12 protein-coding genes are annotated in these 13,371 nt (G+C 59.4%); all 12 read left to right on the forward strand.

Annotation, left to right across the window (positions count from 1 at the left end; genetic code table 11):
- Positions 1–67: 67 nt before the first annotated feature.
- Positions 68–4,270 carry a DNA-directed RNA polymerase subunit beta' gene (gene rpoC / locus V6617_RS08400; protein ID WP_338610403.1) on the forward strand — a complete coding sequence of 1,401 codons (4,203 nt, stop codon included), beginning with the start codon at positions 68–70 and terminating at the stop codon, positions 4,268–4,270.
- Between the two features lie 147 nt (positions 4,271–4,417).
- Positions 4,418–5,503 carry an esterase-like activity of phytase family protein gene (locus V6617_RS08405; protein WP_338610405.1) on the forward strand — a complete coding sequence of 362 codons (1,086 nt, stop codon included), beginning with the start codon at positions 4,418–4,420 and terminating at the stop codon, positions 5,501–5,503.
- A gap of 442 nt (positions 5,504–5,945) precedes the next feature.
- Positions 5,946–6,317 carry a 30S ribosomal protein S12 gene (gene rpsL / locus V6617_RS08410; protein ID WP_041528652.1) on the forward strand — a complete coding sequence of 124 codons (372 nt, stop codon included), beginning with the start codon at positions 5,946–5,948 and terminating at the stop codon, positions 6,315–6,317.
- 15 nt (positions 6,318–6,332) lie between these two features.
- Positions 6,333–6,803, forward strand: coding sequence for a 30S ribosomal protein S7 (gene rpsG / locus V6617_RS08415; protein ID WP_338610407.1), 471 nt, complete (start codon positions 6,333–6,335; stop codon positions 6,801–6,803).
- A gap of 12 nt (positions 6,804–6,815) precedes the next feature.
- A complete protein-coding gene (fusA, locus tag V6617_RS08420) occupies positions 6,816–8,906 on the forward strand; it encodes an elongation factor G (RefSeq protein WP_338610409.1) in 2,091 nt (696 codons plus the stop codon).
- 54 nt (positions 8,907–8,960) lie between these two features.
- Positions 8,961–10,151 (forward strand): elongation factor Tu, encoded by a 1,191-nt coding sequence (gene tuf / locus V6617_RS08425; RefSeq protein ID WP_338610390.1) that lies wholly within the window; start codon positions 8,961–8,963, stop codon positions 10,149–10,151.
- A gap of 66 nt (positions 10,152–10,217) precedes the next feature.
- Complete coding sequence (gene rpsJ / locus V6617_RS08430) at positions 10,218–10,526, forward strand: 30S ribosomal protein S10 (protein WP_014130837.1); 309 nt, start codon at positions 10,218–10,220, stop codon at positions 10,524–10,526.
- A gap of 92 nt (positions 10,527–10,618) precedes the next feature.
- Positions 10,619–11,314, forward strand: coding sequence for a 50S ribosomal protein L3 (rplC, locus tag V6617_RS08435; protein WP_338610410.1), 696 nt, complete (start codon positions 10,619–10,621; stop codon positions 11,312–11,314).
- Positions 11,314–11,934, forward strand: coding sequence for a 50S ribosomal protein L4 (gene rplD, locus V6617_RS08440; RefSeq protein WP_338610411.1), 621 nt, complete (start codon positions 11,314–11,316; stop codon positions 11,932–11,934). Before rplC ends, rplD begins: the two co-directional genes overlap by 1 nt.
- A complete protein-coding gene (locus V6617_RS08445; protein ID WP_338610412.1) occupies positions 11,931–12,224 on the forward strand; it encodes a 50S ribosomal protein L23 in 294 nt (97 codons plus the stop codon). The genes rplD and V6617_RS08445 overlap by 4 nt, the downstream gene beginning before the upstream one ends.
- A 23-nt stretch (positions 12,225–12,247) precedes the next feature.
- Positions 12,248–13,087 carry a 50S ribosomal protein L2 gene (rplB, locus tag V6617_RS08450; RefSeq protein ID WP_338610414.1) on the forward strand — a complete coding sequence of 280 codons (840 nt, stop codon included), beginning with the start codon at positions 12,248–12,250 and terminating at the stop codon, positions 13,085–13,087.
- A 3-nt stretch (positions 13,088–13,090) separates the two neighbouring features.
- Positions 13,091–13,369 (forward strand): 30S ribosomal protein S19, encoded by a 279-nt coding sequence (gene rpsS / locus V6617_RS08455; protein WP_014130832.1) that lies wholly within the window; start codon positions 13,091–13,093, stop codon positions 13,367–13,369.
- Positions 13,370–13,371: the final 2 nt, after the last annotated feature.

Consider the following 13,371-nt stretch of genomic DNA (forward strand, 5'->3'; position numbering starts at 1 on the left):
GCTTTTGGCCCATTAGGGCGGTGCGCAATGGATTTGCTGCACCGTCCGGGTCCCAAGGAGAGACACGATGAATCATCATCAGCACGTCATGGATCCGTTCAACTCGCAGGCGGCTGCGCCGACTTTCGATCAGATCAAGATCAATATCGCGAGCCCGGAAAAGATCCTGTCGTGGTCGTACGGCGAAATCAAAAAGCCCGAGACCATCAACTACCGTACGTTCAAGCCTGAGCGTGACGGCCTGTTCTGCGCGCGCATCTTTGGCCCGACCAAGGATTACGAATGCCTGTGCGGCAAGTACAAGCGCATGAAGTTCAAGGGCGTCATCTGCGAAAAGTGCGGTGTGGAAGTCACCCTGTCGCGCGTTCGCCGTGAGCGCATGGGCCATATCGAACTGGCCGCGCCTGTTGCCCATATCTGGTTCCTCAAGTCCCTGCCGAGCCGCATTTCGCAGCTGCTCGATATGACTTTGAAAGATGTGGAACGTATTCTCTATTTTGAGAACTATGTCGTCATCGAACCGGGCTTGACCCCGTTCAGCCAGCACCAGCTGGTGACGGAAGAAGAGTATCTCGACGCTCAGGACAATTACGGCCCTGACGCCTTCACCGCCATGATCGGCGCTGAAGCGGTGCGTGAAATGCTGGCCGCTCTCGACCTCGAAAAACTCGCCGCCGATTTGCGCGTCGAGATTGCCGAGGCGACGACTGAACTCAAGCCGAAAAAGCTGGCCAAGCGCCTCAAGATCGTTGAGCAGTTCATCGTTTCGGGCAACAAGCCCGAATGGATGATCATGACGGTCATTCCGGTCATTCCGCCCGAATTGCGTCCGCTGGTTCCGCTCGATGGCGGCCGGTTTGCAACGTCGGACCTGAACGATCTGTATCGCCGCGTCATCAACCGTAACAACCGTCTCAAGCGCCTCATCGAGCTGCGTGCGCCCGATATCATCATCCGCAACGAAAAGCGCATGCTGCAGGAAGCTGTGGATGCGTTGTTCGACAACGGCCGGCGTGGCCGCACCATTACCGGTGCGAACAAGCGCCCGCTGAAGTCGCTGTCCGATATGCTCAAGGGCAAGCAGGGCCGGTTCCGCCAGAACTTGCTCGGCAAGCGCGTCGACTATTCGGGCCGTTCGGTCATCACCGTGGGTCCCGAACTCAAGCTGCACCAGTGCGGCCTGCCCAAGAAGATGGCGCTCGAACTCTTCAAGCCTTTCATCTATTCGCGTCTCGACGCGAAGGGTCTCAGCTCGACCGTCAAGCAGGCGAAAAAGCTGGTTGAAAAGGAAAAGCCCGAAGTCTGGGATATCCTTGACGAAGTGATCCGTGAGCACCCGGTTCTTTTGAACCGTGCGCCGACGCTTCACCGTCTGGGCATCCAGGCGTTCGAGCCGATCCTGATCGAAGGCAAGGCCATCCAGCTTCACCCGCTGGTCTGTGCCGCGTTCAACGCCGACTTCGACGGCGACCAGATGGCCGTTCACGTGCCGCTCTCGCTCGAAGCCCAGCTTGAAGCGCGCGTGTTGATGATGTCGACCAACAACATCCTGCACCCGGCCAACGGTCAGCCGATCATCGTACCGAGCCAGGACATCGTTCTGGGCCTGTACTATGTGTCGATCATGGCCGAGGGTGAGCCCGGCGAAGGCATGGCGTTCGCGTCCATGTCCGAGCTCGAGCACGCGCTGGAAAACAAGTCCGTCACGCTGCACACCAAGATCAAGGGCCGGATCAAGGCCCATGATGCCGAAGGCAACATGACGACGTCGATCATCGAGACGACACCGGGTCGCATGATGCTTGGGCAGATCCTGCCCAAGACCGTGCCGTACGAGGTGGTCAACCAGCTCATGACCAAGAAGAACATCTCCAAGGTCATCGACACGGTTTACCGTGCCTGTGGCCAGAAGGAGACCGTGATCTTCTGTGACCGCGTCATGGATCTGGGCTTCAAGCAAGCCTGCCGTGCCGGTATTTCGTTCGGCAAGGACGACATGGTCATCCCCGATACCAAGGCCAAGATTGTGGGTGATACCCGCAAGCAGGTCGAGGAGTTCGAGCAGCAGTACAATGACGGCCTGATCACCCATGGTGAGAAGTACAACAAGGTCGTCGATGCCTGGGCAAAGTGTGGTGACAAGGTCGCCGAAGAGATGATGAAGCGCATCTCGGCGCACGAAAAGGATGCCAATGGCCGCTCCAAGCAGATCAACTCGGTCTATATGATGAGCCATTCGGGCGCCCGTGGTTCGGTCGCCCAGATGAAGCAGCTTGCCGGCATGCGCGGCCTTATGGCCAAGCCGTCCGGTGAAATCATCGAAACGCCGGTGATCTCGAACTTCAAGGAGGGCCTGACCGTTCTCGAGTACTTCAACTCGACCCACGGCGCCCGCAAGGGTCTGGCCGATACCGCGCTCAAGACGGCAAACTCGGGTTATCTGACGCGTCGTCTCGTGGACGTCGCCCAGGATGCGATCATCACCGAGGACGACTGCGGCACCGAGAATGGTCTTACGATGGAAGCGATTATCGACTCCGGTCAGGTGGTCGCGTCGCTCGGACAGCGCATTCTTGGCCGCGTGGCCGCGGACGACATTCTCGTTCCGGGGACCGACGAGGTGATCATTGCCAAGGGCGTCCTGATGGACGAAGCCGATGTGGAACGGGTTGAGGCCGCCAAGGTCCAATCGGTCCGCATTCGCTCGCCGCTGACCTGTGAAGTTCGCCAGGGCACCTGTGCGACCTGTTATGGCCGCGACCTTGCGCGCGGTACACCCGTCAACATGGGTGAGGCCGTTGGTGTTATCGCCGCTCAGTCGATCGGCGAGCCCGGCACGCAGCTGACCATGCGTACGTTCCACATTGGTGGCACGGCGCAGGTGGTGGACAACTCGTACCTCGAAGCCGGTGCGGAAGGTAAGATTGCGTTCCGCAACAAGAACATCGCGACCAACTCCGATGGACACATCGTGGTCATGGGCCGCAATGTGTCGATCCTGATCGTCGATGCCGAAGGCAAGGAACGGGCCGCTCACAAGCTCGGCTACGGCTCACGCCTGCGGGTCAACGAAGGCGATCAGGTCAAGCGCAGCCAGCGTCTGGCCGAATGGGACCCCTATACCCGTCCCGTTCTGACGGAAGTGGAAGGCGAAGTGATCTTCGAGGATCTGGTCGATGGGGCTTCGGTCTCCGAACAGACCGACGAGACCACGGGCTTTACCAAGCGTCTGGTCATCGACTGGCGGTCCAGCCAGCGTGGTGACGGCCTCAAGCCGGCCATCGCCGTCGGTGCGCAGGGGCAGGCCTTCAAGACCGAGCGTGGTTCGGATGCGCGGTATCTGATGAGTGTGGATGCGGTTATCGCCGTCGAGCCGGGGACCCGCGTGGCCCAGGGTGACGTTCTGGCCCGTATTCCGCTCGAAAGCGCCAAGACCAAGGACATCACCGGCGGTCTGCCGCGTGTTGCCGAACTGTTCGAGGCGCGTCGTCCCAAGGATCACGCGATCATTGCCGAACTCGATGGCACGATCCGCTTCGGGCGCGACTACAAGAACAAGCGCCGCATCATCATCGAGCCGACCGACGAGACTCTCGAGCCGGTCGAGTACCTGATCCCGAAAGGCAAGCCGTTCCATCTTCAGGAAGGCGATCCGATCGAGAAGGGCGAGTACATTCTGGACGGCAACCCGGCTCCCCATGACATCCTTGCCATCAAGGGCGTCGAAGAGTTGGCACGCTATCTCGTCAACGAGATCCAGGAGGTCTATCGCCTGCAGGGCGTGCTGATCAACGACAAGCACATCGAGGTGATCGTTCGCCAGATGTTGCAGAAGGTCGAGATCACCGAGCCGGGCGAATCCGGTCTGCTCAAGGAAGAGCAGCTCGATCGCATCGATCTCGAGGAACTCAACGAGCAGCTCGTCGCCGATGGCAAGAAGCCCGCAGTGGCCGTTCCGGTCCTGCTCGGCATCACCAAGGCGTCGCTGCAAACGCGCTCGTTCATCTCGGCTGCGTCGTTCCAGGAGACCACGCGCGTGCTCACCGAGGCTGCTGTTTCGGGCAAGGGCGACCTGCTCGAAGGCCTCAAGGAGAACGTCATCGTCGGCCGCCTCATCCCGGCGGGCACCGGTGCGCGTATTTCCAACGTGCGTCAGATCGCGACCAAGCGCGATGATCTCATTCTGGACGAGCGGCGTCGTCAGGCCGAAACGGTTGCCATTCCGGCACCCGAAGCCATGCCGGCCGCACCGGATACGCCAGCCGAATAATCGGACTTGCATTGCGAATTGAGAATGGGGGCTGCGGCCCCCATTTTTGTTGCTGGGCCGCGGTCGCCGAAAGTTCACTCTATCGTCATCGCAGGTTTGCGTGTCTCGGTCACGAACCGGAGGTTGAACACCGACCGGAGACTTCCGATGCGCATTCCCTGCGGCGCCATGCTTTCGCTGGCCGTTCTTTCAATTGCTTCGCCGACCCTTGCCCAGGCTCCCGATCAGCCCGTGCTTCTCGATGAGATCGTGCTGCCAACCGAGTTGATGCTGGATGGAGTGCCGTTTGGTGGCATTTCCGGGCTCGACTATGACGCGGCCGGCGACATCTTCTATGCCATCTCCGATGACCGGGCGCAAAACGGTCCGGCGCGCTTTTATACGATCAAGCTGACATTGGATGGCAGTGAGATCACAGGGCTCGACATCGTCTCGACCCATGAGCTTCTCAATGCCGAAGGCCAGAGCTTTGTCTCGGGTGCGATCGATCCCGAAAGCATTCGTTTTGTCGCCGAAACGGGCACGATCCTGTGGACAAGCGAAGGCAATGCCGACGGCGCGCCCGAGGTCTTTGAAGCCGATCTCAGCGGTAATGTGGTGCGCACATTCGATGTGCCGGCCGCTTATATTCCCGACGCGGAAGGGAAGGGCGTTTATGGCAACCTCGCGTTCGAAAGCCTGAGCGTTTCTGTGGATGGCGCGAGCGTTCTGGTTGGCACCGAGAACGGACTGATGCAGGACGGCGACAAGGCAACACTCGAAGCGGGCAGCCCGGCCCGCGTTGCGGTCTTCGATCGGGAAAGCGGCGAGTTGAGTGCTGAATACATATACCCGACAGACCCGATCCGAGTGCCCTCCACCGAGGAGCCCAATTACAACGACAATGGTCTTTCCGAATTCCTCGCGCTTGACGAGAACACGATCATCGCAGTCGAACGCACTTTCGCCAGCGGTTATGGCAACGAGATCGCCTTTTATATCGCCACGTTCGATGGGGCCGATGCCGTCACGGGCTTGGAAACGATTGCGGGCAGCGACATTGTCCCGATGAACAAGGGACACTGGTTCACCATCGCAGAGGGTGATTTCGGGCTTGATGTCGACAACATCGAATCCATTTCCTGGGGGCCGGAGGTCGACGGTGCCCGCACCCTGATGCTTTCATCGGATAACAACTTCAACCGCGCCGGCCAATTCACTCAGTTCGTGTTGTTAGCGGCTCCAGGCCTTTAGACGAATCCGGCACAGATTCGCGGGGAGGGGCCTTCGGGCCCCTTTTCTCTTTGGCCGAGGGGCAGCGCTCTTGAAAATCGGGCCTCATGGTGCCACATCCGGCCCTGCGCTGGGTGCAGGGCAGGGGTTCTCATGCCAATCGGGCTTTTTTCCCCGGAATGTCTTGACGATTCTGAATCAACCCAGTAATACCCGCCCTACCTAAGCGGTCGGTCGTGATCCGGCATCGAATGTGAAGCGTCCAATGCGACACATTCAAGCCGATCAAACACACTGTCGGGTAGTTAGACGCAACAAGTCTTGGGCGCATGATTGCTTCCGCAAGGAGGTGATCCTCTGCATTCATGGCGCCACCGGTTCTCCATGAGACCGGGTGGGCGCTGCTCGCTTGTTATGTCGAACAGGTTTTTGTTTGTACGGATGAAAAGAGGGTTCGAGCGATATGCCGACCATTAATCAGCTGATCCGCAAGCCCCGGCAGGCCAAGCCGAAGCGGAACAAGGTTCCGGCGATGGAGGCCAACCCGCAGAAGCGCGGTGTTTGCACGCGTGTCTACACGACGACCCCAAAGAAGCCGAACTCGGCTCTGCGTCGTGTGGCCAAGGTGCGCCTGGTCAATCAGCGTGAAGTTATTACCTATATTCCCGGCGAGGGGCACAACCTCCAGGAGCACTCCGTTGTGCTGATCCGCGGCGGCCGTGTGCGCGACCTTCCGGGCGTGCGCTATCACGTGTTGCGCGGCGTTCTGGACACCCAGTCGGTGAAGGATCGCAAGCAGCGCCGGTCGAAGTACGGCGCCAAGCGGCCGAAATAAGGAGATCTGTGAGCAATGTCCCGTCGGCATAGTGCAGAAAAGCGCGAGATCAACCCAGATCCCAAATTCGGCGATCTGGTCGTCTCCAAATTTATGAATTCGCTCATGAAGGATGGCAAGAAATCTGCCGCCGAGAGCATCGTCTATGGCGCGTTCGAGGTTGTCGAAGAGCGGACCAAGCAGGACCCCATTCAGGTCTTCCATGGCGCGCTGGAAAACATTCGCCCCGCCGTTGAAGTCCGTTCGCGTCGCGTCGGTGGTGCCACCTATCAGGTGCCCGTCGAAGTGCGCACCGAACGTCAGCAGGCCCTGGCCATTCGCTGGCTGATCGATGCCGCCCGCAAGCGCGGTGAGCAGACCATGGTCGGTCGCCTGTCGGGCGAGCTCATGGATGCCGTCAACGGACGTGGCCAGGCCGTCAAGAAGCGTGAAGACACGCATCGTATGGCCGATGCCAACCGTGCATTCTCGCACTACCGCTGGTAAGGAGAGACAAGCATGGCTCGCGAATACAAGCTCGAAGATTATCGCAATTTCGGCATCATGGCTCACATCGATGCCGGCAAGACCACCACGACCGAACGTATTCTGTTCTACACCGGCAAGAGCCACAAGATCGGTGAAGTTCACGATGGCGCTGCCACCATGGACTGGATGGAGCAGGAGCAGGAACGCGGTATCACCATCACTTCGGCTGCCACGACGACGTTCTGGCAGGGCCGTGATGGCAAGAAGCGCCGTTTCAACATCATCGACACCCCTGGCCACGTCGACTTCACCATTGAAGTCGAGCGTTCGCTCCGCGTGCTCGACGGTGCTGTCGCGCTTCTCGATGCCAATGCCGGTGTGGAGCCGCAGACCGAAACCGTCTGGCGTCAGGCTGATAAGTACGCCGTTCCCCGTCTGATCTTTGTCAACAAGATGGACAAGATCGGTGCCGATTTCTACCGCTCGGTCGAGATGGTCGGAACGCGCCTCGGTGCTCGGGCAGTCGTTCTGCAGCTGCCGATCGGCGCTGAAAATGAATTTGCCGGCGTCGTCGATCTGATCGAGATGAAGGCTTACGTCTGGGACGGTGAAGAGCTCGGTGCCAAATGGGACATCGTGGATATTCCGGCCGATCTCAAGGATCGTGCTGAAGAATATCGCGAGAAGATGATCGAAGCTGCCGTTGAACTCGACGAAGCGGCGATGGAAGCCTATCTCGAAGGGCAGATGCCCGACAACGACACGATCCGCAAGCTGCTCCGCAAGGGCATTATTGCCAACGATTTCTTCGGCGTGCTGTGTGGTTCGGCGTTCAAGAACAAGGGTGTTCAGCCGCTTCTTGATGCAGTGGTCGATTTCCTGCCGGCTCCCAACGACATCGAAGCTATTCGTGGTATCGACGCCAAGACCGAAGAGCCCATCGAACGTCACGCTGACGACGATGAGCCGCTCTCGATGTTGGCGTTCAAGATTGCCAACGATCCCCACATGGGTTCGCTGACGTTCTGCCGCGTTTATTCGGGCAAACTCGAAGCTGGTGCGCAGCTCCAGAACACGGTCAAGGACAAGCGCGAGCGTGTCGGCCGTATGTTCCAGATGCATTCGAACAGCCGTGAGCAGATCTCGGAAGCCTATGCCGGTGACATCGTTGCCATCGTGGGCCTGAAGGATACCACGACAGGCGATACCCTGTGTACGCCTCAGTCGCAGGTTATCCTCGAACGCATGATCTTCCCCGATCCGGTTATCGACATTGCTGTTGAGCCCAAGTCCAAGGCCGACCAGGAAAAGATGGGTCTCGCCCTGCAGCGTCTTGCAGCCGAAGATCCTTCGTTCCGCGTCAAGTCGGACGAAGAATCGGGCCAGACGATCATTTCGGGCATGGGTGAGCTTCACCTCGACATTCTTGTCGATCGCATGAAGCGCGAGTTCAAGGTCGAGGCCAATATCGGCCAGCCGCAGGTTGCGTATCGCGAAACGATCACGCGTTCGGCGGAAATCGACTACACCCACAAGAAGCAGTCTGGTGGTTCGGGCCAGTTCGCCCGCGTCAAGCTGACGATCGAGCCGAATGAAACCGGCGCCGGCTTCACCTTCGAGAGCAAGATTGTCGGTGGTTCGGTTCCCAAGGAATACATCCCGGGTGTGTCGAAGGGTATCGAGTCCGTGATGGGCGCGGGTATTCTGGCGGGCTTTCCGATCGTGGACGTCAAGGCGACACTCACGGACGGTGCCTACCACGACGTTGACTCGTCTGTTCTCGCCTTCGAGATCGCTGGTCGTGCTGCATTCCGTGAGGGCTTGCAGAAAGCGGCTCCCAAGTTGCTCGAGCCGGTCATGAAGGTCGAAGTGACGACCCCTGAAGACTACATGGGCGACGTCATTGGTGATTTGAACTCGCGTCGTGGGCAGATCCAGGGCACGGAAAGCCGTGGTGTCGTTCAGGTGGTCAACGCCTTCGTGCCGCTGGCCAACATGTTCGGTTACGTGAACTCGCTGCGCTCGATGAGCCAGGGGCGTGCACAGTACACCATGGTGTTCGATCATTACGAGCAGGTGCCCCAGGCGGTCGCCGACGAAGTTCAGGCGAAATACGCCTAGTTGGATAACAATTTAATCAGCGGCCAGTGGGCCTGCTGAAGATGGAGATATGTGATGGGCAAGGAAAAATTTTCTCGTAACAAGCCGCACTGCAACATCGGCACGATTGGTCACGTTGACCATGGCAAGACGTCGTTGACAGCAGCGATCACGAAGGTTCTGGCGGAGACTGGCGGGGCGACGTTCTCGGCGTATGACCAGATCGACAAGGCGCCGGAAGAGAAGGCCCGCGGGATCACGATTTCGACGGCGCACGTCGAATACGAGACCGAAAAGCGCCACTATGCGCACGTCGATTGCCCAGGCCACGCCGACTATGTGAAGAACATGATCACCGGTGCTGCCCAGATGGACGGCGCGATCCTTGTTGTTTCGGCTGCCGACGGCCCGATGCCGCAGACCCGCGAGCACATTCTGCTCGCCCGTCAGGTTGGTGTTCCGGCGCTTGTGGTGTTTCTGAACAAGGTCGACCAGGTTGACGACGAAGAGCTGCTCGAGCTGGTCGAGCTCGAAGTTCGCGAACTTCTCAGCTCGTACGAATTCCCCGGTGACGACATTCCGATCACCAAGGGTTCGGCCCTGATGGCGCTTGAAGACAAGCGTCCGGAGATCGGTCACGATGCTGTTCTGGAACTGATGCGCACTGTGGACGACTACATCCCGCAGCCCGAGCGTCCGAAGGATCAGCCGTTCCTGATGCCGGTTGAAGACGTGTTCTCGATCTCGGGTCGTGGCACTGTTGTGACCGGTCGCGTGGAGCGCGGCATCGTCAAGGTTGGCGAGGAAGTCGAGATCGTTGGTATGAAGCCGACGCTCAAGACGACGGTGACCGGCGTTGAAATGTTCCGCAAGCTGCTCGATTCGGGTGAAGCTGGCGACAACATCGGCGCTCTGATCCGTGGTATCGACCGTACGCAGGTCGAGCGCGGTCAGGTTCTGTGCAAGCCCGGTTCTGTGACGCCGCACACCAAGTTCGTTGCGGAAGCCTACATCCTGACCAAGGAAGAGGGTGGCCGTCATACGCCGTTCTTCACTAACTACCGCCCGCAGTTCTATTTCCGGACGACGGACGTGACCGGTGTTGTGACGCTGAACGAAGGCACCGAGATGGTGATGCCTGGCGACAATGTGGAAATGAACGTGGAACTGATCGTTCCGATCGCGATGGAAGAAAAGCTGCGCTTTGCCATCCGTGAAGGCGGCCGCACCGTCGGCGCCGGCGTCGTCTCCAAAATCGTCGCTTAACGAGCCAATTGAGAGCACGGTGCGCGAATGGCGCGCGCCGTGGTCCTTTTTTCGGGATAGAACACAATGAACGGTCAGAATATTCGCATCCGGCTCAAGGCGTTCGACCATCGCGTGCTCGATAATTCGACTCGCGAGATCGTCAACACGGCCAAGCGCACAGGCGCGCAGGTTCGCGGACCCATTCCGCTGCCGACGCGAATTGACAAATACACCGTCAACCGGTCGCCCCACGTCGACAAGAAGAGCCGCGAGCAGTTCGAAATTCGGACTCACAAGCGTCTTCTGGACATCGTGGATCCGACACCACAGACGGTGGATGCACTGATGAAGCTCGATCTCGCCGCCGGTGTCGACGTCGAAATCAAGCTCTAGGCTTAAGCGTTTAGACGCGGTTTTCGTTTTGGTGGGTCCTCTTGGGAAACAATGACCCGGAAAGCCGCAAGATAAAGAGAAGGTAACAACCGATGCGTTCTGGATTGATCGCACAGAAGCTGGGAATGACCCGCATCTTCACCGATGACGGCGCTCATGTACCCGTTACCGTTCTGGCGCTGCAGGGCTGCCAGGTGGTGGGCCAGCGGACGCAGGACAAGGACGGCTATGTCGCGCTGCAACTCGGCGCCGGCTCGGTCAAGGTCAAGAATGTGAGCAAGGCCGAGCGCGGGCATTACGCCGCTGCCAAGGTCGAGCCCAAGCGTAAGGTCGTCGAGTTCCGTGTGAGCGAAGACAACCTCATCGATGTGGGTGCCGAACTTCAGGCCGACCACTTCATTGAAGGCCAGCTTGTGGACGTTACGGGCACCTCGATCGGCAAGGGCTTTGCCGGTGCCATGAAGCGTCACAATTTCGGCGGTCTGCGGGCTTCGCACGGCGTGTCGGTCTCGCACCGCTCGCACGGCTCGACCGGTCAGAACCAGGACCCCGGTAAGGTGTTCAAGGGCAAGAAGATGGCTGGGCACATGGGTGCCGAGCGGGTCACGACCCAGAACGTCAAGGTCGTCAAGACCGATGTCGAGCGTGGGCTGATCATGGTCCAGGGTTCGGTTCCGGGCTCCAAAGGCGGCTGGATCCAGATCCGCGACGCCGTCAAGAAGCCGCGTCCGGAAGGTGTTGCGCTGCCCGGTTCGTTCAAGGCCGCAGCCAATGGGGAGAGTGCATAATGGAACTCCAGGTCACAACCCTTGAGGGTAAGTCGGCCGGCAAGGTCACTCTCGACGACACCGTTTTCGGTCTCGAGCCTCGCGCCGATCTGATCCAGCGCATGGTGCGCTATCAGCTCCTCAAGCGCATGTCGGGTACGCACGACGTTAAAAATCGTGCTGAAGTTGCCCAGACCGGCAAGAAATTCGGTCGCCAGAAGGGCGGCGGCGGTGCACGTCACGGCTCGCGTCGTTCCAACATCTTCCGAGGTGGTGGACGCGCATTCGGCCCGACCCCGCGCAGCCACGCGATCGAGCTGCCCAAGAAAGTCCGCGCGCTTGCTCTCAAGCATGCTCTTTCTGCCAAGGCCAAGGCAGGTGATCTCGTCATCATCGACCAGGCGACTGCCGAAGCGCCCAAGACTGCCGCACTTCGCGCCATCTTCGGTAAGCTCGGTTTTTCCAGTGCGCTGATTATCGGTGGCACCGAACTGGATACCAATTTCGCGCTCGCCGCGCGGAACATTCCCCAGATCGACGTGCTTCCGGCTCAGGGCATCAACGTTTACGACATTCTGCGTCGTGAGAAGCTGGTCCTGACCAAGGACGCTCTCGCTGCGCTGGAGGGCCGGTTCCAATGAGCGCGCTCAAGCACTACGACATCATCCGCAATCCGGTCGTGACTGAAAAGTCCACCATGGCTTCGGAATACGGTCAGGTCGTGTTCGATGTTGCCATCGACGCAACCAAGCCGGAAATCAAGGCCGCCGTAGAGGCGCTCTTTGAAGTCAAGGTCAAGGCTGTCAACACCATCGTCCGCAAGGGCAAGGTCAAGCGGTTCCGCAACATGCTTGGCACCCGCAAGGACGTCAAGAAGGCCGTCGTTACCCTCGTTGACGGTCAGACCATCGATATTTCGACCGGTCTGTAAGAAGGCGAGAAGGAAGAGTTCAAATGGCTTTGAAACAATACAATCCCACCTCGCCGGGCCGCCGCCAACTTGTCGGCATCAACCGGTCCGAGCTCTGGAAGGGTGGCCCGGTCAAGAAACTGACCGAGGGTCTTTCCAAGTCGGGTGGCCGCAACAGCAACGGCCGCGTCACTTCGTTTGCACGAGGCGGCGGACACAAGCGCAGCTATCGCATGGTCGATTTCAAGCGCACCAAGTTCGACGTCCAGGGCACCGTTGAGCGCCTTGAATACGATCCCAACCGGACCGCGTTCATTGCTCTGGTAACCTATGATGATGGTGAGCAGGCTTACATCCTGGCGCCGCAGCGTCTTGCCGCTGGTGATAAGGTGATCTCGTCGATGAACGCCGTCGACGTGAAGCCGGGCAACACCATGCCGCTTGAGCGTATGCCGGTCGGCACGATTGTGCACAACATCGAGCTCAAGCCCAAAAAGGGCGGCCAGATGGCCCGTTCGGCCGGCGCTTATGCGCAATATGTTGGCCGTGACTCGGGCTGGGCGATCCTTCGCATGGGGTCGGGTGAGCAGCGGTTGGTCCATGGCTCGTGCCTTGCAACCGTAGGTTCGGTTTCCAACCCGGACCACTCCAACACCTCGATCGGCAAGGCCGGCCGCAATCGCTGGCTGGGCCGGCGTCCGAATGTTCGCGGTGTCGCGATGAACCCGGTCGATCACCCCCATGGTGGTGGTGAAGGCCGCACCTCGGGTGGCCGTAACCCGGTTACTCCGTGGGGCAAGCCGACCAAGGGCAAGCGCACCCGCACCAACAAGGCGACGGACAAGTTTATCGTCCGCTCGCGGCACCTCAAGAAGGGCAGGTAAGCCATGGCACGTTCCGTCTGGAAAGGCCCGTTCGTCGACGGGTATCTGCTGAAGAAGGCAGACAAGGTCCGGGAATCGGGCCGCAATGAAGTGATCAAGATCTGGAGCCGTCGCTCCACGATCCTGCCGCAGTTCGTTGGCCTCACCTTTGGCGTCTATAACGGTCAGAAGCACATCCCGGTGAATGTCTCCGAGGATATGATCGGCCACAAGTTCGGTGAGTTTTCGCCCACGCGCACCTATTACGGTCACGCGGCCGACAAGAAGGCGAAGAGGAAGTAACG

The sequence above is a fragment of the Pelagibacterium nitratireducens genome (genome assembly GCF_037044555.1).
Lineage (GTDB): Bacteria > Pseudomonadota > Alphaproteobacteria > Rhizobiales > Devosiaceae > Pelagibacterium > Pelagibacterium nitratireducens.

Excerpts from the sequence above, each read along its gene's own strand:
- rpoC (WP_338610403.1), top strand. The coding sequence starts at position 68 with ATGAATCATCATCAGCACGTCATGGATCCGTTCAACTCGCAGGCGGCT.
- V6617_RS08405 (WP_338610405.1), top strand. The coding sequence starts at position 4,418 with ATGCGCATTCCCTGCGGCGCCATGCTTTCGCTGGCCGTTCTTTCAATT.
- rpsL (WP_041528652.1), top strand. The coding sequence starts at position 5,946 with ATGCCGACCATTAATCAGCTGATCCGCAAGCCCCGGCAGGCCAAGCCG.
- rpsG (WP_338610407.1), top strand. The coding sequence starts at position 6,333 with ATGTCCCGTCGGCATAGTGCAGAAAAGCGCGAGATCAACCCAGATCCC.
- fusA (WP_338610409.1), top strand. The coding sequence starts at position 6,816 with ATGGCTCGCGAATACAAGCTCGAAGATTATCGCAATTTCGGCATCATG.
- tuf (WP_338610390.1), top strand. The coding sequence starts at position 8,961 with ATGGGCAAGGAAAAATTTTCTCGTAACAAGCCGCACTGCAACATCGGC.
- rpsJ (WP_014130837.1), top strand. The coding sequence starts at position 10,218 with ATGAACGGTCAGAATATTCGCATCCGGCTCAAGGCGTTCGACCATCGC.
- rplC (WP_338610410.1), top strand. The coding sequence starts at position 10,619 with ATGCGTTCTGGATTGATCGCACAGAAGCTGGGAATGACCCGCATCTTC.
- rplD (WP_338610411.1), top strand. The coding sequence starts at position 11,314 with ATGGAACTCCAGGTCACAACCCTTGAGGGTAAGTCGGCCGGCAAGGTC.
- V6617_RS08445 (WP_338610412.1), top strand. The coding sequence starts at position 11,931 with ATGAGCGCGCTCAAGCACTACGACATCATCCGCAATCCGGTCGTGACT.
- rplB (WP_338610414.1), top strand. The coding sequence starts at position 12,248 with ATGGCTTTGAAACAATACAATCCCACCTCGCCGGGCCGCCGCCAACTT.
- rpsS (WP_014130832.1), top strand. The coding sequence starts at position 13,091 with ATGGCACGTTCCGTCTGGAAAGGCCCGTTCGTCGACGGGTATCTGCTG.